23 protein-coding genes are annotated in these 21,976 nt (G+C 39.6%); 7 read left to right on the top strand and 16 right to left on the bottom strand.

Translation table 11 applies throughout. The features are described 5' to 3' along the window. Positions 1-32 precede the first annotated feature (32 nt). The 3 genes from GSQ84_RS06140 to GSQ84_RS06130 form a co-directional block, all read right to left on the bottom strand. Entirely contained in the window at positions 33-212 is a 180-nt protein-coding gene (locus tag GSQ84_RS06140; protein ID WP_158796382.1) for a hypothetical protein, read from the bottom strand. A 95-nt stretch (positions 213-307) separates the two neighbouring features. Continuing rightward, positions 308-580, bottom strand: coding sequence for a hypothetical protein (locus GSQ84_RS06135; protein WP_174238633.1), 273 nt, complete (start codon positions 578-580; stop codon positions 308-310). A 49-nt stretch (positions 581-629) separates the two neighbouring features. Continuing rightward, positions 630-1,220 carry a TlpA disulfide reductase family protein gene (locus tag GSQ84_RS06130; protein ID WP_158796381.1) on the bottom strand — a complete coding sequence of 197 codons (591 nt, stop codon included), beginning with the start codon at positions 1,218-1,220 and terminating at the stop codon, positions 630-632. Between the two features lie 89 nt (positions 1,221-1,309). Here GSQ84_RS06130 and GSQ84_RS06125 point away from each other — a divergent pair, with 89 nt between their 5' ends. Then, a complete protein-coding gene (locus GSQ84_RS06125) occupies positions 1,310-3,454 on the top strand; it encodes a S9 family peptidase (RefSeq protein ID WP_158796380.1) in 2,145 nt (714 codons plus the stop codon). A 393-nt stretch (positions 3,455-3,847) separates the two neighbouring features. Here the strand turns inward: GSQ84_RS06125 and htpG are convergent, their stop codons facing one another. Beyond that, positions 3,848-5,737 carry a molecular chaperone HtpG gene (gene htpG, locus GSQ84_RS06120; RefSeq protein WP_216848881.1) on the bottom strand — a complete coding sequence of 630 codons (1,890 nt, stop codon included), beginning with the start codon at positions 5,735-5,737 and terminating at the stop codon, positions 3,848-3,850. A gap of 157 nt (positions 5,738-5,894) precedes the next feature. On the opposite strand from htpG, the gene GSQ84_RS06115 reads away from it, so the two are divergent. After that, a complete protein-coding gene (locus tag GSQ84_RS06115; protein ID WP_158796379.1) occupies positions 5,895-7,124 on the top strand; it encodes a pitrilysin family protein in 1,230 nt (409 codons plus the stop codon). A gap of 95 nt (positions 7,125-7,219) precedes the next feature. Beyond that, entirely contained in the window at positions 7,220-7,780 is a 561-nt protein-coding gene (gene def / locus GSQ84_RS06110) for a peptide deformylase (RefSeq protein WP_158796378.1), read from the top strand. On the opposite strand, the gene GSQ84_RS06105 is transcribed toward def, so the two are convergent. From GSQ84_RS06105 to GSQ84_RS06095, 3 genes are read right to left on the bottom strand one after another with little or no spacing between them, the layout of a single operon-like run. Further along, positions 7,777-8,433, bottom strand: coding sequence for a hypothetical protein (locus GSQ84_RS06105; RefSeq protein WP_158796377.1), 657 nt, complete (start codon positions 8,431-8,433; stop codon positions 7,777-7,779). The two genes, def and GSQ84_RS06105, sit on opposite strands and share 4 nt — an antisense overlap. A gap of 54 nt (positions 8,434-8,487) precedes the next feature. Further along, entirely contained in the window at positions 8,488-8,733 is a 246-nt protein-coding gene (locus GSQ84_RS06100) for a NifU family protein (RefSeq protein ID WP_158796376.1), read from the bottom strand. Positions 8,734-8,765: 32 nt separating this feature from the next. Further along, the gene (locus GSQ84_RS06095; protein ID WP_158796375.1) at positions 8,766-9,842 is read right to left on the bottom strand and encodes an Mrp/NBP35 family ATP-binding protein; all 1,077 of its coding nucleotides are present in this window, start codon (positions 9,840-9,842) and stop codon (positions 8,766-8,768) included. Positions 9,843-9,959: 117 nt separating this feature from the next. Between GSQ84_RS06095 and GSQ84_RS06090 the strand changes: the two genes are divergently transcribed. From GSQ84_RS06090 to GSQ84_RS06080, 3 genes are read left to right on the top strand one after another with little or no spacing between them, the layout of a single operon-like run. Further along, entirely contained in the window at positions 9,960-12,101 is a 2,142-nt protein-coding gene (locus GSQ84_RS06090; RefSeq protein ID WP_158796374.1) for a transglycosylase domain-containing protein, read from the top strand. Between the two features lie 8 nt (positions 12,102-12,109). After that, positions 12,110-12,667 carry a hypoxanthine phosphoribosyltransferase gene (gene hpt, locus GSQ84_RS06085; protein ID WP_158796373.1) on the top strand — a complete coding sequence of 186 codons (558 nt, stop codon included), beginning with the start codon at positions 12,110-12,112 and terminating at the stop codon, positions 12,665-12,667. Between the two features lie 43 nt (positions 12,668-12,710). After that, a complete protein-coding gene (locus tag GSQ84_RS06080) occupies positions 12,711-13,397 on the top strand; it encodes a phosphatidylserine decarboxylase family protein (RefSeq protein ID WP_158796372.1) in 687 nt (228 codons plus the stop codon). 361 nt (positions 13,398-13,758) lie between these two features. Here GSQ84_RS06080 and rplS read toward each other — a convergent pair whose 3' ends face one another. The 5 genes from rplS to GSQ84_RS06055 form a co-directional block, all read right to left on the bottom strand. Continuing rightward, positions 13,759-14,106, bottom strand: coding sequence for a 50S ribosomal protein L19 (gene rplS, locus GSQ84_RS06075; RefSeq protein WP_158796371.1), 348 nt, complete (start codon positions 14,104-14,106; stop codon positions 13,759-13,761). A 164-nt stretch (positions 14,107-14,270) separates the two neighbouring features. Beyond that, positions 14,271-14,543 carry a hypothetical protein gene (locus GSQ84_RS06070; protein WP_158796370.1) on the bottom strand — a complete coding sequence of 91 codons (273 nt, stop codon included), beginning with the start codon at positions 14,541-14,543 and terminating at the stop codon, positions 14,271-14,273. Between the two features lie 177 nt (positions 14,544-14,720). Continuing rightward, on the bottom strand, positions 14,721-15,398 hold the full coding sequence (gene trmD / locus GSQ84_RS06065; RefSeq protein ID WP_158796369.1) for a tRNA (guanosine(37)-N1)-methyltransferase TrmD: 678 nt from the start codon (positions 15,396-15,398) through the stop codon (positions 14,721-14,723). Between the two features lie 10 nt (positions 15,399-15,408). Next, the gene (rimM, locus tag GSQ84_RS06060; protein WP_158796368.1) at positions 15,409-15,936 is read right to left on the bottom strand and encodes a ribosome maturation factor RimM; all 528 of its coding nucleotides are present in this window, start codon (positions 15,934-15,936) and stop codon (positions 15,409-15,411) included. Positions 15,937-16,025: 89 nt separating this feature from the next. Continuing rightward, on the bottom strand, positions 16,026-16,589 hold the full coding sequence (locus tag GSQ84_RS06055) for a 30S ribosomal protein S16 (protein WP_158796367.1): 564 nt from the start codon (positions 16,587-16,589) through the stop codon (positions 16,026-16,028). Positions 16,590-16,749: 160 nt separating this feature from the next. Here GSQ84_RS06055 and GSQ84_RS06050 point away from each other — a divergent pair, with 160 nt between their 5' ends. Beyond that, positions 16,750-17,268 carry a 5'(3')-deoxyribonucleotidase gene (locus GSQ84_RS06050; protein WP_254070791.1) on the top strand — a complete coding sequence of 173 codons (519 nt, stop codon included), beginning with the start codon at positions 16,750-16,752 and terminating at the stop codon, positions 17,266-17,268. A gap of 379 nt (positions 17,269-17,647) precedes the next feature. On the opposite strand, the gene pfkA is transcribed toward GSQ84_RS06050, so the two are convergent. The 4 genes from pfkA to GSQ84_RS06030 form a co-directional block, all read right to left on the bottom strand. Further along, positions 17,648-18,631 (bottom strand): 6-phosphofructokinase, encoded by a 984-nt coding sequence (gene pfkA, locus GSQ84_RS06045; protein WP_158796366.1) that lies wholly within the window; start codon positions 18,629-18,631, stop codon positions 17,648-17,650. A gap of 8 nt (positions 18,632-18,639) precedes the next feature. Then, on the bottom strand, positions 18,640-20,352 hold the full coding sequence (locus tag GSQ84_RS06040) for a protein-disulfide reductase DsbD (protein ID WP_158796365.1): 1,713 nt from the start codon (positions 20,350-20,352) through the stop codon (positions 18,640-18,642). A 332-nt stretch (positions 20,353-20,684) separates the two neighbouring features. Beyond that, entirely contained in the window at positions 20,685-21,134 is a 450-nt protein-coding gene (locus GSQ84_RS06035; RefSeq protein ID WP_158796364.1) for a protein-disulfide reductase DsbD domain-containing protein, read from the bottom strand. A 38-nt stretch (positions 21,135-21,172) separates the two neighbouring features. Then, positions 21,173-21,946: a biotin--[acetyl-CoA-carboxylase] ligase gene (locus GSQ84_RS06030; protein ID WP_158796363.1), complete on the bottom strand. Its 774-nt coding sequence runs from the start codon at positions 21,944-21,946 to the stop codon at positions 21,173-21,175. Positions 21,947-21,976: the final 30 nt, after the last annotated feature.

The raw sequence follows: 21,976 nt of genomic DNA, 5'->3' as shown, positions 1-21,976 counted from the left end.
AAACCCCGCTCATGGCGGGGTTTAAACTATTACTAATAATAGCGATAATATCTGTGGTGATTTCTCATGTAAGGTCTGCGGTGATGATAGTGACGGCCATTGTGAACATAACGACCTGTTCCTATTCTTACTGAAACCTGCGCCTCTGCGCTTGCAAATGTGAACGTTAGCATGGTTACTACCAGTAGTACCATTAATTTTAAATGCTTCATGTTTTTTTAGTTTAAAAATTAATTAACCTCAAATGTTACAAATTGTTTGGTTATTGTTTAGACGACATAAAAACGTTACATTACACTTATCACTGTTAATCAATATCCCCTAATTCCTGGTCCTCATCTTCTTCTTCCTCTTCTTCAGGAACATAGGCAGAAATCTCTTTACCTATGGCATTCACCTCTTCGTCTTCCCCAAATAAAGGCAAAGCAGTATCAGGATCAAGTTTAAGCCATTGTGATTCTGTATCTTTTAGAATCTGCAGGTATTCTTTTCCGTCTTTAAAAACTACATAGGTATCATTTCCTTCAGGAAATATAGCATAATCGATATTTCCGATTGTGATGTCAAATGGTTCTTGCATAATAATCTTATTCTTCAAAACCCCTGTTTGGAGTTCGGCTTCAAATATACTAATTCGTAGTTTTTAGCTTGTTAATAAATTCGATAAACTTTGGGTCCCCATAATTTGCAGCTCCGGATTCATGGTAAGAAATCCGGCCCTCTTTATCAAAAACTACCGTAGTAGGTATAGATCCCTGGAAAAGCACATCAGGAATTTCACTGGCAATGGCATATACGGGCAGTCCATATTTTTTTCTGTTCATGAACTGCTGTGATTTGTTCAGGTTTCCATCGGCATCTGCCAGAATGAAAACAATTTGATTGTCGCCTTTAAATGTTTCATATAGCTTATTTACTGCCGGCATTTCGGCCAGACAGGGAGGACACCATGTAGCCCAGAAGTTAAGAAAAATGATCTTTCCTTTTAAATCCCCCAGGTCAACCGTATTTCCTTTGATATCTTTAAACCTAATGCCGGAAAGATCCTGTGGAAGAGCAGTATCCGTTTTGCCCCGATGTGTAGTATTGGGTTTGAAAAATCCTATTTTCATTAATCCCTCTAAAACCATGGCTTTTGCAGAAGGCACAAAAACCAATGCCAGGAAAAGAAAAACCAAGACTGCATTAAAAATATTTTTACGGTTAAGCATTCTCTTCATACCACTATTTCGTTTATAAAATAATTGCTATTTTGCAGTATCGAACATTACAGGCACATCTGACAATCTAAATCATAACCTCTCCAGTCATGAATAAATTTATTCCCACTGTGCTTTTGCTGAGTTTAGCGCTGGCCTGTACAAACAAAGATAAGAAAATGAAGAACTATAAATGGCCCGATGTGAAAGCTCCGGTAGCTGAAATCAAGCCTAAAGAAAGGATCATACATGGCGATACCGTAACGGACAACTATTACTGGATGATCGATTTTAAGAAAGGTCCCGACAGTACTCAGGTGGTTGATTATCTTAAAGCTGAAAACGCTTATCTGGATACCATGATGAGCGGAACAAAAACGCTGCAGGCCGATCTTTTTAAAGAACTTAAAGGCCGCATCAAAGAAAAAGATGAATCTGTGCCCGTGTTTAAAAATGGGTATTTCTATTACTCGAGAACGGAAGAGGGAAAACAGTATTCCAAATACTGCCGCAAAAAAGGGATTTTAACAGCGCCCGAAGAGGTGTTGCTCGATATTGATGAGTTGGCAAAAGGCCACCCCTATTATTCTGCAAGAGGGTTCAGCATCAGCCCCGACAATAAGTTGCTGGCTTACGGTGTAGATAATGTATCCCGCAGACAATATACCATTCAGGTTAAAAACCTGGAGACAGGTGCTTTGCTTAAAGATATGATCCCCAACACCGAAGGGGATGCTGTCTGGGCAGCCGATAACAAAACTATCTTTTATACGGCAAAAAATCCCGTTACCTTACTCAGTGAGAAGATACAGAAGCACAGCCTGGGTAATGAAGCGGATAAAGATCCCGTGGTTTATGAGGAAAAAGATAAATCCAATTATATCGGTGTATCCAAATCAAAATCGGGAAAATATATCTTCATCTATTCACAGGCTACTTTATCGTCGGAAGCCAGGGTGATTCCTGCAAATGAGCCTAACGCCGATTTTAAGGTCTTCCAGCCAAGGGTTAAGGATGTACTTTACAGCGTAACGCCACTCGCAGATAGATTCCTGATACTAACCAACTGGAAGGCCAAAAATTTCCGCCTGATGGAATGCCCGCTGGATAAAACGGATAAAGAAAACTGGAAAGAAGTTATCCCTCACCGTACAGATGTGCTACTGGAAGATGTGGATGAATTTAAAGATTTCATTGTGATCTCTGAGCGTAAAAATGGGCTGGTACAACTCCGCATCAGGAATGTAAATGGCTCAGAACATTATATCGATTTTCCAGATCCGGCCTATACTGCCGTAACAGGTTCCAATCCTGAATATGACAGCAAGACCTTACGTTATATTTATACCTCTATGACTATGCCAGTCTCTACCTACGACTATAACATGGAAACAAGAGCAGGTAAGCTATTAAAAAGACAGGAAGTAGTTGGAGGATACAATTCGGAAGATTATGTAACAGAACGTCTGTATGCAACAGCCAAGGACGGAACAAAGGTGCCTATCTCTCTTGTCTATAAAAAAGGCCTTAAAAAGGATGGCAAAGCACCACTATTACTTTATGCTTATGGATCTTATGGTCATAGTATGGATGCAGCTTTTTCCAGCAATAGCCTGAGCCTGCTAAACAGGGGTTTTGTTTATGCGATAGCCCACATTCGCGGCGGTCAGGAAATGGGAAGACAGTGGTATGAAGATGGAAAACTGATGAAGAAGATGAATACCTTCACCGATTTCATTGATTGCGGTAAATATCTTATTGAACAGAAATTCACCAGTCCTGAGCATTTATATGCACAAGGCGGCAGTGCCGGAGGTTTATTGATGGGTGCCGTGATTAATCTTGCCCCTGCGCTATGGCATGGAGTAATCGCCCAGGTACCCTTTGTAGATGTAGTGAATACCATGCTGGATGAAAGTATTCCCTTAACCACGAATGAGTTTGATGAATGGGGAAATCCTAAAGAGGAAGCGGCTTACCATTATATGAAAAGTTATGCTCCTTACGAGAATATAGAAAAGAAGGCTTATCCAAACCTGTTGGTCACCACAGGGCTGCATGATAGTCAGGTACAATATTTTGAACCAGCTAAATGGGTAGCTAAGCTACGTGCCACTAAAACGGATAAAAACGTATTGCTTTTAAAAACAGATATGGATTTTGGTCATGGTGGTGCATCAGGAAGGTTTGATTACCTGAAAGATATTGCATTGAATTATGCCTTCCTGTTTAGTTTGGAGGGGATTAGCGAGTAGAGATATTACGAGAGTTCATCTGGCTTCGCTGAAAAAAGGGATGTGCTATTTAAAGGCTGCCAACCGCTGAAACGCGCTTGAAGGCCTTCAAATAGCACATCCCTTTTTTTAGATTATCCAACAGGATCATCTGGTGTCGTCCATATAACAAATAGCTTAAGATCATCTGTAACATCGTGCTCTGCATCATGCTTAACACACAATGCCGGGAGGAATCCCCAAAGAAGAAACTATAAAAAAACCGCTATGCTGTATAACGGCCTAGAAATTTTGCAAGCGTAGCGCCGCAAAGGTTTCAGCCGTTATACAGCATACCGGTTTTTTCAAAAGAAGATGATCCCATGGATAGGATCACCCTTAAAATTTGTGCTTAGATCAGTTTAAGCATTATGATTAGATCAGCTCCACGCTACGGTTAACAAAAGCAGTTAACTCAGCTCCTGTCAGCATTCCCTGAGAAAGCAGTGCCAAATCTACTGCCTGTTTAGCCAGTGCGCTTTGCTCTTCAGCATTTTCAGTTTGCAGGATGCGGTTAACCAGTTTATGGTTTCCGTTGATCGCTACTTTATAGCTATCCGGCATATTGCCATAAAAACTCATTCCGCCACCCATTTGTGCCATATCTTTCATACGGCGCATAAATTCATCCATAGTTACTGTAACCGGAAATTCTTCAGGATTAAGGCCAACAATCTCGACCTGGAAACCTGGTTTAACGATTGCTTTTTCAAAAACCTCTTTCACTTTAGCCGACTGCTCTTCAGTCAATACAGATTCAACAGACTCATCTTTTTCAATCAGTTTGCTGGCAACACTCGAATCAACACGTTTTAACAACGTCTTATCCAGCTTTTGCTCTAAAGAACTTACAAAGTGGTTGTCTATCGCTGAATTCATTAGCAATACATCATAATCCTTTCTATTAGCAGCCTGGATAAAGCTATCCTGTTTAGCAGGATCGTTAGTGTATATATAAACAACCTGACCATTTTTATCTGTCTGGATAGGTGCCACTTTTTCGCGGTACTCTTCCAGTGTATAATTTTCGTTTTTAGTGTTGGTCACTAAAGCGAAGTCTTTTGCTTTATCATAGAACTTCTCTTCACTTACCATTCCATATTTTACAAACAGACCAATATCGCTCCATTTATCTTCATATGATTTACGGTCTTTATTGAAAAGCTCACCCAGTTTATCAGCTACTTTTTTAGTGATGTAACTGTTGATCTTTTTTACATTGCTATCGGCCTGTAAAAAGCTTCTTGAAACGTTCAGAGGAATATCCGGTGAATCAATTACCCCATGTAATAACATCAGGAATTCAGGAACAATATCTTTTACCTCATCGGTAATAAAAACCTGGCGGCTGTACAATTTGATTTTGTTGCGTTGCATATCAAAATCGTTCTTCACTTTCGGGAAGTACAATACACCAGTTAAATTAAATGGATAATCTACATTCAGGTGAATCCAGAACAAAGGATCTTCAGAAAAAGGATACAATTGTTTGTAGAAGTCCAGGTAATCCTGATCTGACAAATCTGCAGGTGCCTTGGTCCAGATTGGTGCAGTGGTATTGATAATATTATCAACCTGTACATCTATCGTTTTTGGTTTTCCCTCTTCATCCTCACCATCTGGTTCCTGTTCTGTCTTGGTACCAAACTTAATTGGCACGGGAAGGAATTTACCATATTTATCAAGGATCTCTTCTATTTTATGTTTGCTCAGGAATTCTTCAGATTCAGCATTAATGTGCAGGATAATATCTGTACCGCGTGTAGTACGTGATCCGTCAGTAATCTCATAAGAGGTACTTCCGTCACACACCCATCTTGCAGGTTCTGCACCTTCCTGGTAAGAAAGTGTTTGAATTTCTACCAGATCAGATACCATAAAAGCAGAATAAAAACCTAAACCAAATTTACCAATGATCTCATTGGCATCTTTAGCGTCTTTAAATTTCTCTACAAATTCACTTGCACCAGAAAAGGCAACCTGATTGATATATTTTTTAATCTCTTCGGCTGTCATTCCCAATCCGCTATCGCTGATGGTGATTGTTTTTTTCTCTTCATCCAGCGCAACTTCAACAAGGGTTTCCCCAAGTTCGCCATTGTATTGTCCTAAGGCCGCTAAACGCTTGATTTTTTGTACCGCATCAACTGCATTTGAAACCAGCTCGCGCAGAAATATCTCATTATCCGAGTAAAGGAATTTCTTAATAATAGGGAAAATGTTTTCGGTATGTATGGAAATACTCCCTTTTTCTTCTATGCTCATATGTTAACTCATTTTTAAGTACATAACACTCTTATCAAGGGATGTTCCAATTTGATTTTAGTTGTCAAATTGACAGTAAGAATAAAATATTTAGCTGCAATTATAACGGATAATATTACAATCCGTTAGCAAAGTTCTTCTGTATCTTTGTACCCCAATGGAATACAATGTACATACCCTGCCTAACGGCATCCGCTTACTTCATGTTCCCTCAGCATCTGCGATCTCTCATGCCTGTATTATTGTAAATAGCGGTTCAAGGGATGAGAATGAATCCCAATCAGGATTGGCCCATTTTATTGAGCACCTGGTATTTAAACGGACAGAGAAAAGGAATACTAATCAGATTCTGAACAGACTGGAAAGCGTTGGAGCAGATTTAAATGCCTATACCACGAAGGAATATACGTGTATTCATGCTTCTTTTTTGCATCCTTACCTGGACCGGACACTGGAGCTCTTTAACGATATCGTATTCCACTCCACCTTTCCAGAAGAAGAACTGGAAAAAGAAAGGGGCGTAATCTTAGACGAAATTGCTTCTTACCTGGACCAGCCAGAAGAGGCTATATATGATGACTTTGAAGATCTGGTTTTTGCAGGTCATTCTCTGGGTAGAAACATTTTAGGTAGTACAGAAAGTGTAAACAAGCTTAACCGCCAGGATATAAGTGATTTTATGACGGCGAATTATCATACGGATAAAATTGTAATTGCTGTACTGGGTAACTATAGCCTTCCCAAAGCCGTTAAAATATTTACAAAATATTATTCGGAGATCCCGGAAAACAGCCACCAGCCGAGCAGGAAAGCTCCTGCCATAGTTCCGGTAATTAACAGGGTCGATGAAAAACCAATTATGCAGGCGCATACGGTAATCGGCACACAGGCGTATTCCCTGCACCATCCTTTTAAAGCTGGCTTGCTCCTGCTGAACAACTTATTGTGCGGCACAGGAATGAGTTCAATTTTAAATCTGCAGATCCGGGAAAAACATGGTATTGCCTATAGTATAGAATCTGGCTATAGCCCATTGAGTGATACGGGCATTTTCACGGTATATTTTGGAACTGATAAGGAAAAGGTAAACAGGGCATTGTCACTGATCTACAAGGAATTTAGGAAGATCAGGGAAAATCCGCTAACTGAAGTGCAGCTTCAAAAGGCTAAAAACAAGTTTATAGGTCAAATTGCCCTCGGGGAAGAAAATAGAATTGGCCTGATTATTTCTATGGCCAAAAGTTTGATCGATTATAACAAAATTGATAGCCTTGAAACTGTTTTTAAGAAAATTGAAGCCGTAACCACTAAAGATATGGCGACAATTGCCACAGAAATACTGGATGAAAAAAATCTAAGTGTTTTAACTTTTTACCCTTTAGGCTAATATTCGTACTTTTGTAGTTCTTCTGGTACCTTTAAGGTGCTAAAAGTTGAACAAAGACATAAAATGCCATAAAAGGCCATTAAATTTATATATAAATGAAATTACCAATTGTAGCTTACGGGGATCCGGTTTTAAGAAAAGTATGCGTAAGCATTGATGAAAACTATCCGGATTTAAAAAAACTGATCAGCGACATGTTTGAGACAATGCACGCGGCAAGCGGTGTAGGACTGGCCGCCCCTCAGGTAGGCTTGCCCATCCGTCTGTTTATTGTAGATACAAGCCCCGATGAAGAGGGTAAAGATGGTTTTAAGAGAGTTTTTCTAAATGCAAAGATCCTGGAAGAAACAGGAGAGCCATGGGCATTTACCGAAGGTTGCCTGAGTATCCCGGAAATCAGGGAAGATGTAATGCGCAAACCTAATGTACTGGTTGAATATTACGATGAGAACTGGAAAAGACATGAAGAACTGCTTACAGGCATGCCAGCACGTGTTGTACAGCATGAATACGACCATATTCAGGGAAAACTATTTACAGATACGCTAGGACTGCTTCGTAAAAGGTTGCTGAAATCAAAATTAGATGCGATTTCCAGAGGTGAGATTCGTGCCGAATATAAGATGAAATTTCCTCAGCAGCGCAGAAAACGCTAGTTACTACTGCTGCTGCTATTGCTTTGTCTGCTTTTGTCTCCGTTAAAGATTTGCTGCATCAATGCACCCCAGGCAAAAGGATTTAAGAGTGGATTGGTAGTCCCAAGGTTTTTATTCAGCTCTCTCTCCTGATCCATTCTGAAATTGGAGGAGGAAATTTCTCCCCCATCTCTTGGAAGACTACGCATCAAGCTGTTCACTGAACCTCCGGAAAGGTTCTTCCTGGCAATTTCCATATCATCATCTGCAATTTTCAAAGCCAGGAAATCTTTAGTGAATTCTTCTACCGTAGCCCATGGATAAATCCGTACCGCAGGAAGATAAACGATATCAGATTTCATCTTCACCATCTTGGTATATTTACTCTCAGTGATCCCCAAAGGAATAGTTATCGTTTTGTCGTTATAACCAATGGCATTGTAAACCAGGGTGTCACCCGGATGGGCTACAAAAGAAAAATATCCTTTATAATTGGCTCCGTAGCGCTGCTCCTTGTTGGATTTATTGGTGATGGTCACGTAGGGCACTACAAAGCTACTGTCCTGATCTGTTATAATTCCTGAAAATTGGATCAGTTTCTTTCCTGAAGGAGCTTGTTGCGCAAACAATCCTACAGCAAAGAAGGCCAATAACAGCGTCAAAAGGTATTTCATCAGGCAAAAATAGCTGTAATTACCACAGCGATTAGTTAAAGTTTGTTAAATGGACTAAACCGGTTCCGACAAATTAATCGCTTCAACAGCTGTAATTTGCGGAACAGCCTTCATAATTGCCTGTTCAATTCCTGCTTTCATGGTCATAAAACTCATTTTACAGGATCCGCAGTTACCCAATAATTTTAATCTGACTACATTATCTGATGTAATCTCTTCTATAGCGACATCACCTCCATCTGCAATCAGATAAGGACGAATGGTTTCTAATGCTTGTTCAACTTGTTGTATAGTATCCATGATCAGTTTTAAAATATAAATTTAGTAATTTTTTAGCAATTCGCCGGCTGTGCATTGTTTATTGAGACTTGCTGGGCAATCTTTCCTGCGATTACTGAAAATGCGATGGACGTTTGACTCTCTTTATCCATTGCAATTGGCGTACCATTATCTCCGCCAGCTGTAATTCCCTGAACTAAAGGTATCTCTCCAAGGAAGGGAACGCCAAAAGATGCCGCCAGTGCCTTGCCTCCATCCTTGCCAAAAATGTAATATTTGTTATCAGGCAGCTCTTCAGGAGTAAAATAAGACATGTTCTCAATCACCCCCAATACAGGAATATTGATGCTTGGCATTTTGAACATTGCCAATCCTTTCCTGGTATCTGCCAGTGCCACCTGCTGTGGCGTAGTTACAATTACCGCCCCCGCAATAGGAAAACTTTGGGTAATCGTGATGTGTATATCCCCGGTTCCGGGAGGAAGATCAACGATCAGATAATCAAGCTCACCCCAGTCGGCATCGTTAAAAAGCTGTTTAATGGCATTGGAAGCCATTGGCCCCCGCCACGGTACAGGCTGGTCCGGATCTGCAAAAAAGCCAAGCGACAGTAATTTAATCCCATACTTCTCTATAGGCAGGATGAGTGTTTTTCCCTCAGGAGTCTCCCTGGCACTCGGTTTAGCCCCTACTAAGCCAAACATGGTAGGGACAGAAGGCCCATAAATATCTGCGTCAATTAAGCCTACTTTCGCCCCATCCGCAGCCAGCGTTACCGCGAGGTTACTTGCCACTGTAGATTTACCTACCCCACCTTTTCCCGAAGAAACTAAAATTATATTTTTAATTGCCGCCAGCTGAGAGGTGTCATTAGGCTTTGTCACCCTTGACGTAATATTTATATTGATCTCTGCCTCTTTGTCTACAAAATACTTAATTGCATTCAAACAGGCATTTTTAAGCATGTCTTTCATTGGACAGGCAGGAGTAGTCAATTCAAGGGTAAAACTTATTTTTTTATCTTCGATAGTCAGGTCCTTAATCATATTCAAAGTCACCAGATCTTTTTTAAAATCAGGGTCTTCAACATTTCTCAAAGCCGCCAAAACTTGTTCACTGCTAATGTTCATTGTTCAAAATTAACAAAAGGAAGGTACAATTAATTGACTTTAGGCTTTTTAAGTGTAATTTTAACACGAAATAAACATTTGCATTTAACGTTAAGCATTAAAACTTTATTCTACCGCATGCGTCTTCCAAAAATAAACGTCCCTAGAAAATATATTAAAGTTGCTGCATGGATTTTTGGGATATTGCTCTTAGCGGGTATCGTAACAGGCTTTGTAGCTTATAATAAGCGGGAAGCCCTGCTCCAGAAAATGATCGCGAAGGCCATTGCAAAGGCCGATAAAGATTACGGATTATCCATTAAGATTGGCGAAGCCGGCTTCAGCGGACTAAGCACCGTACACATGAAAAATATATCAGTGGTACCCAAAGACCGGGATACCCTGACTACTATAGCCGATATTACTGTCGGGGTAAAGCTGTTCCCCCTACTATTTGGCAACGTAAAACTGGGAGAGGTTAACCTCAACACAGGGAAAATGAGTATTGTATTAAAAGACAGTACCACAAACCTGGATTTTTTCTTGAAAAGAAAGAAAAAGGACAAAACAGACAATGCAAAAATTGATCTAAGCTTAATTGCCCACGATATCCTGAACCAGGTACTAGATAAGATCCCTGATGATCTCCAGCTGAAAAACATGTTGTTTACCCTGAATGATAACGATACGGCGAGACTGAGTTTCCTCACCAGTGCAACGATCAATAACGGGGATTTGAACTCTACCATCAATGTCAATAACAACGAAGCCACCTGGCACGTGAACGGGAAAGTTAATCCCGGTAAAAATAAAATGAACGTGCTCTTCTTCGCAGATAACAAAAAGGTAGAATTGCCATACCTGGAAAAGAAATTGCATGCTACACTGAGCTTCGACACGATTAGAACAGAATTGAAAAGTGCAGAATACAGTGGCGATGATTTTAAGATCACAGGCTCCTGGTCTGTAAAAAACCTACTCATCAATCAGCCCAAGGTTGCAGCAAATGACATCGTTGTTAAAAGCGCAAGGATTGATGCAGAATTGCTGGTTGGTGCTAACTATGTAGCTTTAGATAGTGCTTCAACCATTTATCTGAAAGATGCTGCAATACATCCCTTTTTAAAATATACCCTTTCCCCGGTTAAAATCTACGAAGTTAAGCTTCATGCTGATGAGCAGGATGCACAAGCGTTGCTGAATTCTTTTCCGCAAGGCCTGTTTGAGTCGCTGGAAGGATTACAGGTACAGGGAAAGGTTAAGTACGACCTTAATTTTTATCTGGACAGTAGCATACCGGACAGCCTGAAGTTTAACTCTACACTGACGCCATACGGTTTCAAAATTCTTAAATGGGGCAAAACAGACCTGCAAAAGATCAATCAGCCTTTTGTATATACCCCATATGAACATGGTAAACCGATGCGCGATATTACTATTGGCCCATCCAACCCAAATTATACTCCGCTCTCGGCGATTTCGAGCAATTTTAAAAATTCATTACTGACCTCAGAAGATCCTTCATTTTTCACCCACCACGGTTTCGTGGAAGAATCTATCCGTAAGTCTTTCGTGATCAATTTTAAGAAAAAGAAGTTTGTAAGAGGAGGCAGTACCATTTCTATGCAGCTGGTAAAAAATGTATTTCTAAGCCGCAATAAAACACTGGCCCGTAAAGCAGAAGAAATCCTGATTGTCTGGATGATTGAAAATAACCACCTGATCAGTAAAGAACGAATGCTGGAAGTTTATTTCAACATCATTGAGATGGGAAAAAACGTCTATGGCATCGGTGAAGCCTCCAGACAATACTTTGGGAAAACACCTGCAGAATTGAGCATTGGTGAAGGTATCTTTCTGGCTAACATTGTACCTAATCCTAAAATTGCGATGTTTAAGTTTAATGGCGACGGAAGCCTTAAAGAGTATATGCTGCCCTATTTCAAATATATGGGCAGAATAATGTCTAAACGCGGATTAACACCTGCTGATACCAGCGGATATGGATTTTATAATGTAAGGTTACGCGAAGGCCTGCGTCAGTACCTGCTTCCTGATTCAGCGAAAGTAGATACTTCTGCCGTTGACCCTGATGCAGATACAGATGTGATGCCTGCCCCTGTTAAGATGCAGGATAAAAACAAAAGTTTTTTTGATAAGCTGTTTGGACGGTCTAAAAAAGACACCGCCACTGTTGTTGCCGATACCCTGAAGAAAACAAAGAAAGAGCTGCGAAAAGAACGCAGGGAAAAACGCAGACAGGAAAAAGAATTAAATTAAATCACAGCATGAGCACAATTGAGGTTGGAGATAAAATGTTCAGCAGATTCATACCGAACGATGACATCAATAAACGCACCCGCTTAATTGGTATACAGTTAAATATTGATTACGAAGACAAGTGCCCTGTTTTCATCGGTGTTTTGAACGGCAGCTTTTTATTTATGGCCGATCTGCTTAAAGAAGTAGATGTTCCCTGTGAAGTAGGCTTTATCAAAATTTCTTCCTATGAAGGAACAGAAAGTAAAGCTGTCATCAAAGAAGCTTTTGGATTACCCGATAATTTGCATAACCGCCATGTGGTGCTCGTAGAGGATATCGTAGACACCGGTTTTACCCTAACCTATTTATTGGAAAAGGTCTATTTGCAGCAACCAGCTTCTATTCGCGTTTGCACCTTACTCTATAAGCCAGCCGCCATACAGACATCCATTAAAGAATTGGAATATATCGGATTTGAAATCCCCAATAACTTTGTTGTTGGTTACGGGCTTGATTATAATGGACTGGGAAGAAATCTTAAGGATATCTATTCCCTGGTTCAGGATGGTGATTCCCTACACTGATTCCGGTAAATTTTTCACAAATTTGTAAAAACACATTTTAACAATGACAATACACAAAGAAGGTTATACAACTATAGCAGTTTCATTGCTTTTTATCTTCGTCCTGAACGCTGTAATTGACTACCGCTTTGCTGACATCTTCTGGTTAAGATGGGTGGCTTACATCGCTTCATTCGCTTTATTCATCACCGTACTGCAATTCTTCAGGAATCCATCAAGGAAATTCGAAACCGGCAGGAATCTCGTGATCTGTCCTGCCGATGGAAAGGTTGTAGTAATTGAGGAAACTACAGAAGCCGAATATTTTAAAGATAGAAGATTACAGGTTTCTATTTTTATGTCTCCTGTAAATGTACATATCAACAGAAATCCCATATCCGGTGTTGTTAAATTTTTCAAATATCATCCTGGAAAATATCTTGCCGCCTGGAACCCGAAGTCATCAACTGAAAATGAGCGCACCACAGTGGTTGTAGAGCACGAAAACGGAACACCGGTACTGTTCAGACAAATTGCCGGTGCATTAGCCAGACGGATTGTATGGTACCTTAAAGAAGGTGATCAAGTTGAACAGAGTAAGGAATTTGGCTTCATTAAATTCGGTTCCAGGGTTGATATTTTTCTTCCTATAGGCACTAAGGTCAATCTGGAGTTAAACCAGATGGTTAAAGGCGGTATTACGGTACTGGCTGAACTGGCCGAACCAGTTGCTAAACTTAAAATCGTATAAGCTTTTACAAGCTTCGCTTAAAAACAAGTATGCCCTTTTGTTGCTGGAACCTTTGCCTGAAGAGGCAAAATTCCTAGGCAGCAAAAGGGCATCTTTGTTTTTTTTAAGATCATCTGTAGCAACGTGGCTTATAAAATCCCCCAAACAAATCCACTAACAAGATACAGATAGGACTGATTATCCGTTACAGGAGCCTCACAGTTCATTGCTATAAAAATTCATCCAGACTAATTAGTTATCAAGTAAAGCCGCACAGAAGTCATGGATATTCATTGCAGTAGCTTTATAGCCAGTTTTTTAACCACAAAAAAGCCTCCCCGATATCATCAGGAAGGCTATATTTTTTGAAGAGTTATTAAAATTAAACTCTTTTAGACTTGATACGAGCAGCTTTACCAGTCAATTCACGCAGGTAGAATAATTTAGCTCTACGCACTTTACCGTGACTGTTAACTTCTATTTTAGCAATGTTTGGGGAATTGATAGGGAAGATACGTTCCACACCAACACCGTTAGACATTTTACGAACTGTAAATGTCTCATTAGCACCTACGCTGTTACGTTGTAAGACCACGCCTTGGTAAATTTGAATACGTTCTTTATTACCTTCGCGAATTTTATAGTGAACACTCACTGTATCTCCTGATTTGAATACAGGAAACTCGTTCTTTGCGATTACCTGCTCTTCAACAAATTTTACTAAATCCATGATTTTAAGCTATTAAGCCGACTTTTTGTTGTTTAAAATCGGACTGCAATATTAGGAAATTTATTTTATAAAAAAAAGTGATTTTTATTTTTTTCCACATAACACCGCAAATTCCATAAGAATTATATTCAAGCCTTCCAGGTAACCCAACTCTTTTGAGTCACTTATTGTGCCTTAAACAATTCAGCAAGGCTTTTCCCTTTCATTTCAACGTTTTCCAGCGCGCCGCTTTTAACCCCAAATAATATTTCCATTAATTTAACTTTTTCGTAAGGAATGTCCTGAGGCTCGCCAACCTTGATCCTACGATAATTATGAAAGGTGTTCATAGAAACATCAAGGATTTCAGGTATAACCTTCATTGCGAATTTATACTCTTTAACAGTAAGCTTGTCTAAAAAATCATTAATCTTATATTTTTCAACATTTTTGTTCATACACTTTGAAATTATTTACAACCTATTAGAATACCCGAGAACGCCCTCAGGAATTAATTTCGTAAATATAGAAACAATTTCATTTAAAAATAAAATAAACGAGAAAAAATTATTTTAAACAGAAAAGAAGAAGTGTATCCGGAAAGTTACATGTTAAAACATTAAAACAGGGGAAGATTAATCTTCTAAAATATCCGGTCTAAGCCGCTGAGTGCGCGCCAAAGCTTGTTCATGCCTCCAGTTATTTATTTTAGACTCATGACCACTCAATAAAATTTCCGGAACAAGGTGCCCTTTCCAGTCAGCCGGACGTGTATACACAGGCGCGTCGAGTAAGCCTCCCTGGAAACTATCCGACAAAGCAGAGGTTTCGTCGTTCAATACACCAGGTATTAACCTGACAATCGCATCTACCAATACCGCGGCAGGAAGCTCGCCGCCGGATAACACATAATCCCCGATAGAAATTTCACGCGTCACATAAATATCCCTGATCCGCTGATCTATTCCCTTATAATGTCCGCAGAGAATCATGATATTTCCCTTGCCCGACAGCTCATTGGCAATAGTCTGGTTCAACGTTATTCCGTCAGGGCTCATAAAGATAATTTCATCATATGTCCTTTGCTCCTTTAAAGCCTCTATACAGCGCGCAAAAGGCTCAATGGACATCACCATACCACTCCCGCCGCCATAAGGGTAATCGTCTACGCTACGCTGCTTATTGGTAGAATAATCCCTCAGGCTGTGCACTACAATTTCGGCAATACCTTTTGTTTGCGCCCTTTGCAGTATAGAATGTGCAAACGGACTCTGCAGCAGATCTGGTAAAACAGTGATGATGTCAAAACGCATAATGATAATATTAATTTGAAAGGTAAAGATCCAGTAATCCGTCAGGAAGGTCAACCAGCAGCGTACCTTCATCCTCATCAATTTCAATGATCATATCGTCATTCAAAGGGAACAGGATTTCTTTATTCTGATAAGAAACAGTAGCGACAAATTGCTGGGGATATTCATTGATTTCAATAATCTCGCCTAGTTCACCATGTGTTTTATCGGAGGCAATGAAACCTTTCAGATCATTGTAATGAAAATCATCATCGCTCCTGTCCGGCTGTTTAGTTAGCGGAAGATAAATCTTCTTCCTCACCAAAGGCTGCGCCTTATCGATATGATCAATATCATCAAAGTACATATAGCCCGTATTATTGGCCTGCAGTTTACAGGACGCAACAAAAAAAGGAACCATCTTACCATTCATATCAGCAAAAATAACATCCAGATCCAGCAGATCAGGTTCATCATATTCAAAGTAAAGCTGTACTTCCCCCTTTAATCCCTTTGTTTTGGTAATATAACCGATATAAAATGCCTCTTCGTGTGTCATAATTGATCTAATCAGATATTCATTAAATAAAAATAGCGAAGAAAACCTTCAGGGAAGGATTCTTCGCTATCATTAAGAATTACAAAATACTATGCTTGTTCTTCCGTGTTTTCTTCTGTTGCAGGAGCTTCTACAGCTTCAGCAGTTTCTTCTGTTGATTCAGCTGTTGCTTCTTCAGCAGCAACTTCTTCAACTGGTGCATTTTTGATGGCAAGAGCCGCGCCACGATCAGCGTTTTTCTTAGTCTCAGCAGCAAGGGCAGCTTTTTTAACTTCATCTTTAGATTTAGTCAGGCCGTCTTTTTTACCTTCGATTTTACCATCTTTAGCTTCTAACCATGCTGCAAATTTAGCATCAGCCTGTTCAGTAGTTAAAGCACCTTTTTTTACACCGCCTTCTAAGTGTTTCATGTATAAAACACCTTTGTAAGAAAGAATTGCGCGACAAGTATCCGTAGGTTGTGCACCTTTGTTAACCCAGTCTAATGTTTTTTCGAAATTGATTTCGATAGTTGCAGGATTGGTGTTTGGGTTGTATGAACCTAAACGCTCAATAAATTTACCATCTCTTGGTGAGCGTGAATCTGCTACCACTACGTGGAAAAAAGGTTTTCCTTTTTTACCGAATCTTTGCAATCTGATTTTAGTTGCCATTCTTTTATAAGTTTATGTATTCAACATAGTTCCCGGAGCTTCATGCTTGCGGGGACGCAAAAGTAAGTAAAATACTAATGATTAGCAAGATGCCTGAATTTTAAATTCAATTGTTCTGAATTTACCTTCTAATTGGAGATATTTACCCTAAAAAAGAGAGATGAGAATAGCTATAGACATGGATGAAGTATTAGCCGATCCGATTAGTAAATTTATTAAACTCTATAACCGTGACTATGGAATCCCTATTGACACGATTATTGATCCGGGGAATGAAATCTATCACCATGTACCCGAGCATATTAACCATAAATGGTTTGACTATATCAATGAAAGAGGGTTTTTTAGGGATCTGCCGGTTATTGAAGGCAGTATTGATGCATTAAAAAAACTTCAGGAAAAGCATGAGGTATACATCGTTTCTGCTGCTATAGAATTTCCCAAATCCCTGGAAGATAAAATTGACTGGCTGGGAGAACATTTCCCCTTCATATCCTGGAAAAACATTGTGTTCTGTGGTGATAAAATTATTAAAGCTGATGTATTAATTGATGACCGTATTAAAAATTTCTCAGGTTTTGACGGAAGGAAACTGCTGTTTTCATCACCGCACAATATGCTGGTCACAGATTATGAAAGGGTAGATACCTGGCAGCAGGTACTGGAAAAGCTTTTATAGCAGCCTGTAAAGGATAATTATCTTATTTTAAAATGATGGTATTGTATTCCGGCTGAAACCTTTGTTCGCTATGTTCACAAAATTTCTAGGCCGTCATACAACACCATCATTTTTTTAAGCTTCTCCTATGGGATCTTCCAGGCAGCCATGCTATAAAGCACTTTATAATGTATAATCCCAAAAAAAACCTTGTACTTTTTAAGCTTCTCCTATAGGATCTTCCGGGCAGCCTTGCTATAAAGCGCTTTATAATGGATAATCCAAAAAAAACAGGTGTACTCTTTTGTTGCCTCGAAATTTTGCAAGCGCAGCGAGCGAAGGTTTCAGCAACAAAAGAGTACATCTGTTTTTTCAGCGAAGCCAGATAAATCCTTTTAACCTATAAGGAAAGGATCTCTACCAATTTCAACCAAACCGGAGTTACGGCTTCTGCATCAATATGTTTAATGGCATGGTCAAAAGGAGTAAATGTAATTTCTTTATTCACCTGCCCTACCATGTCTCCTTTTTGTCCGTTTAACAAACCTTCTACAGCAGCAACACCAAAGCGGCTTGCCAGCACCCTGTCCATACAACTTGGTTTGCCCCCGCGCTGAATGTGTCCCAGTACGGATACCCTGATATCATAATTCGGGAAATTCTCTTTCAGGACTTCTCCTACATTAAATGCTCCCCCAACTTCATCTCCCTCTGCAACAATAATGATTTTAGAAGATTTATCCTTACGGCCGATCTCCAGTCTTTTAATCAGACCTTCAACACCCATATTGGCTTCAGGGATCATGATGGCTTCTGCACCTACACCAATTCCGCTGCGTAAAGCAATCAAACCAGAATCACGCCCCATTACTTCAACAATGAAAAGCCTGTCGTGAGATTCTGCCGTATCACGTATCTTGTCAATTGCATTCACTACAGTATTGATTGCCGTATCGTAACCAATAGTAAAATCAGTTCCTGCAAGGTCATTATCAATGGTACCAGGCAAGCCTATAACCGGAAAATCAAACTCGGAAGTAAACAAGTGGGCTCCGGTAAAAGTTCCATCCCCGCCTATCACTACCAAAGCATCAATTTCGTGAGCTTTCAGCTGATCATAAGCTTTTTGTCTTCCTTCTTTTGTTCTGAACTCATCACTACGAGCTGTTTTCAGAATAGTCCCGCCGCGCTGTATAATATTAGCAACAGACTTCCGGTCCATAGGCATGAAATCCCCGTTAATCAGGCCTTCATATCCTCTTAATACGCCAGAAACATTTAATTCATAATAAATTCCAGCCCTTACTACTGCCCTTATGGCAGCATTCATTCCAGGAGCGTCTCCGCCTGAAGTTAATACTGCAATGTTTTTAATCTTGTTCATTCTTATTATTATTTCTTGGATGCTTTAAATTTATCAAGGCCACTTTGTAAATAAGCAGCAAATTGTTCTGCGTCAAATATTGCGCCCTGAGGAGCAACCAATGGAACCAGGTCATATCCGCCTAACACATAAAAAGGCTGAGAATTTGAATTGTAATTTGACGCCTGGAAATCACCGTTCCAACGGCCCAGATCGTCGGTAGTTGTCCGCAGGATTTTTGAATAATGCACTTTTTCAGCAGGCATCTTAACAGAACGCTCGTCGACATATAATTGTATCAGTACATACTCATCTTTAATCAAATGGCCCACCTTTGGATCTATCCAGACTTTATCTTCCATTTTCCTGCAATTTACGCAGGCATGTCCTGTAAAATCAATTAGTATAGGTTTATTTACCTTTTTAGCGTAGGCCAATCCTTCATCCAGATCAAAAAAAGCATTAAAGCCATGTGGCGGATGCAGCACATCATTGTATTTAACAACTGCAGGAAAATCAGAACTCCCCTGTGAAGGACCGCCGGTATTACCACCTAAAATAAAATCCTGTGTGTTTAAGGGTGGTGCTATACCGCTTAAAATATTTACTGGCGCTCCCCATAATCCAGGTACTAAATATATAGCGAAAGAGAAAGAGAATACGGCAAAAAACAATCTTGGTACAGAGACAAAAGGAACATCACTATCATGCGAAAACTTAATCTTTCCAAGAATGTACATTCCCATGAGCGTAAAGATCACGATCCATAACGACAGGAAGATCTCCCTGTCAAACCAATTCCAGTGCCATACCAGATCGGCAGCAGATAAAAACTTCATCGCCAGTGCCAGTTCCAAAAAACCCAGACAAACCTTTACGCTGTTTAACCAGCCGCCGGACTTAGGCATACTGCTTAAAAAACCAGGGAATATCGCTGAAAGCGTAAATGGAAGCGCTAATGCTAATGCAAAACCAAACATCCCTATCGCAGGCGCAAGAATATCGCCTTTAGAGCTCGCCTGCACAAGCAGGGTACCGATAATTGGCCCTGTACATGAAAACGAAACCAACGCCAGGGAAGCAGCCATGAAAAATATGCCGCCTAAGCCTTTACTGTTATCTGCTTTCGCATCTATTTTATTGACAAAAGAACTGGGTAAAGTGATTTCAAAAGCACCAAAGAAAGAGATCGCGAAAACAACCAGCAGGATAAAGAAAGCAAAATTAAACGTTCCGCTGCTGCTTAACTCATTCAATTTGGTCGATCCAAAAACAATAGTGATTAGTAAACCAAAAGCAACATAAATGATGATGATGGAAATTCCATAGATGAGCGCTTGTCCGATTCCTTTTTGCCTGCTGCCTGCCCTTTTGGTAAAATAACTTACCGTTAGCGGTACCATAGGAAAGATACACGGCATCAAAAAGGCGATAAAGCCGCCTACAAGTCCCTGTATAAAAGTATCCCAAAAAGTTTTTTCCTGCTCAGTCTGATGTCCCGGCTGAACCAATTTACGCTCAGATCCAGTCTTTGCTACCTCCTTGTGCGTCGTATCTTTCTTTGCCGTATCTTTTTTAAGCGCAGCATTTCCGGCACTATCCGCTGCAGAGCCTATCTCAGTAAATTGAATATCATCACTTACTGTGGTAGAATCCTTTTGCTGGACAAATGCAAAACTCTGACCAGACTGCAGGAGAAACAGGGACAGTACCAGGCCAAAAATTAGAATTAACTTTTTCATTAGAATATATTTCATTTTATCGGTTATGAAGCTTGCATGAGCTTATTCATTTCTTTTTAAGAGCTGTAAGCTCATGCAGGTTTCATTTATATAGAATTGTTTTTGGTAATCAAGCTATTATGAATCAGCTCCATTTACTTTTGTACAAGCAAATCCGGAGCGATTTCATTTGTATGTTATACAAGGCCGTGAAATTACTTATAATTTCTTGTTTAAAAAGCTTTGAAGCAGCCATCATCAATATTTTACTGTATATCTATATTCGGCCAGCCCGGGACAAAAAAAAGAGTGTCAGGAATCCCCCAACACTCTGCTATAATTCATTTGTTCAACTACTTAACGGCTAAAGTGAATTTTATTTCGTCAGGAGGAAGACATCTGGATTCATCACAAACCATAAATTCAATTGTACCGCTTACTGTGGTTTCAGGTTTATTCAACTTAATTTTTTGCTGAAATACTACTTGTTTTTCAAAATAGCCCACATTCATATCAAAAACTTTTTCAAATTTCGAAAGCGGCTTAGGCTCTGCTGTAATTCCCACTTTAGTATAATCTTTCGAAGGATTAAACTTTATCGTGGTTTTTACCGGGCCTCCTGGTTTTACATTTTGAGAATAAATATGCCATCCGTCCTGGATGGTGGCCTTAACATAAACGATTGCTTCTGTATTGCTGATCTTCTTCTGTGCATAAGACCATGTTACAGGGTTCTCAATCTGGGCAGAAACACCCAGAACGGTAAACAGTAACATTGTACATACTAAGATTACTTTTTTCATGGCTAAAATTGTTTGGTGTATGTTTTTGATTTTGTGATTTATGACTGAATAAACTCTATTTCCTTAAAATTATACGATAATACTCCCTTTTCTGTTTCCAGGCTTAAAAGCCCTCTTTCACTTACGTCGATGATCTTACCGGTAATCACTTCGCCATTTTGTCTGTAATTCGCTTTAACGTTAAACCGATAAAGATAATTCAGATAATCCTGCCGTAAATTAGAGTAGTTTCCAGCCCTTAATTTCAAATAAGCTACCTCAATATGACTGCAAATTTGTGCTAAAAGCGATATTAAATCAACATCTTTTTGTAAAATTTGACAGATAGAGCCTGCACGGCTTACTAAATCGTTTTCAAAGACTTGCTGATTTACGTTGATACCGATCCCTATAATAGAAGCTTTGATCCTGCTGCCCGAAATTATATTTTCAATGAGTATTCCACCGAGCTTTTTATCACCAAAATAGATGTCGTTGGGCCATTTAACGGATAAACACTCTCCTATCAATGCCCCCAGTGCTCTTTGTATAGCAATGCTCACCGCCATATTTAACCTGAACTGATCTCCCGGCGCAAGGAACACCGGATGAAGAAGAATACTGAAAGTGAGATTTTTTCCTGGTTCGGCATGCCATTTACTTTCAACCTGCCCTCTTCCCTGAAATTGATTCTCTGCCATAATAACAGTTCCTTCGGGTAATGGCTCGGAATTTGACACCATGCTTTTCATAAAGTTATTAGTAGAATCAACTGCTAATAATTTGATAAGATTTTGACCAACAAATAATGTTGAAAAAGTGTTATTTTGCAATAGTTAAATTTATAGTGGTTATTTATCAAA

It is taken from the genome of Pedobacter sp. L105 (assembly GCF_009765875.1).
Lineage (GTDB): Bacteria > Bacteroidota > Bacteroidia > Sphingobacteriales > Sphingobacteriaceae > Pedobacter.
The sequence above is the reverse complement of the archived record's forward strand: the minus strand, read 5'-3'. Positions and strand labels throughout refer to the sequence as shown.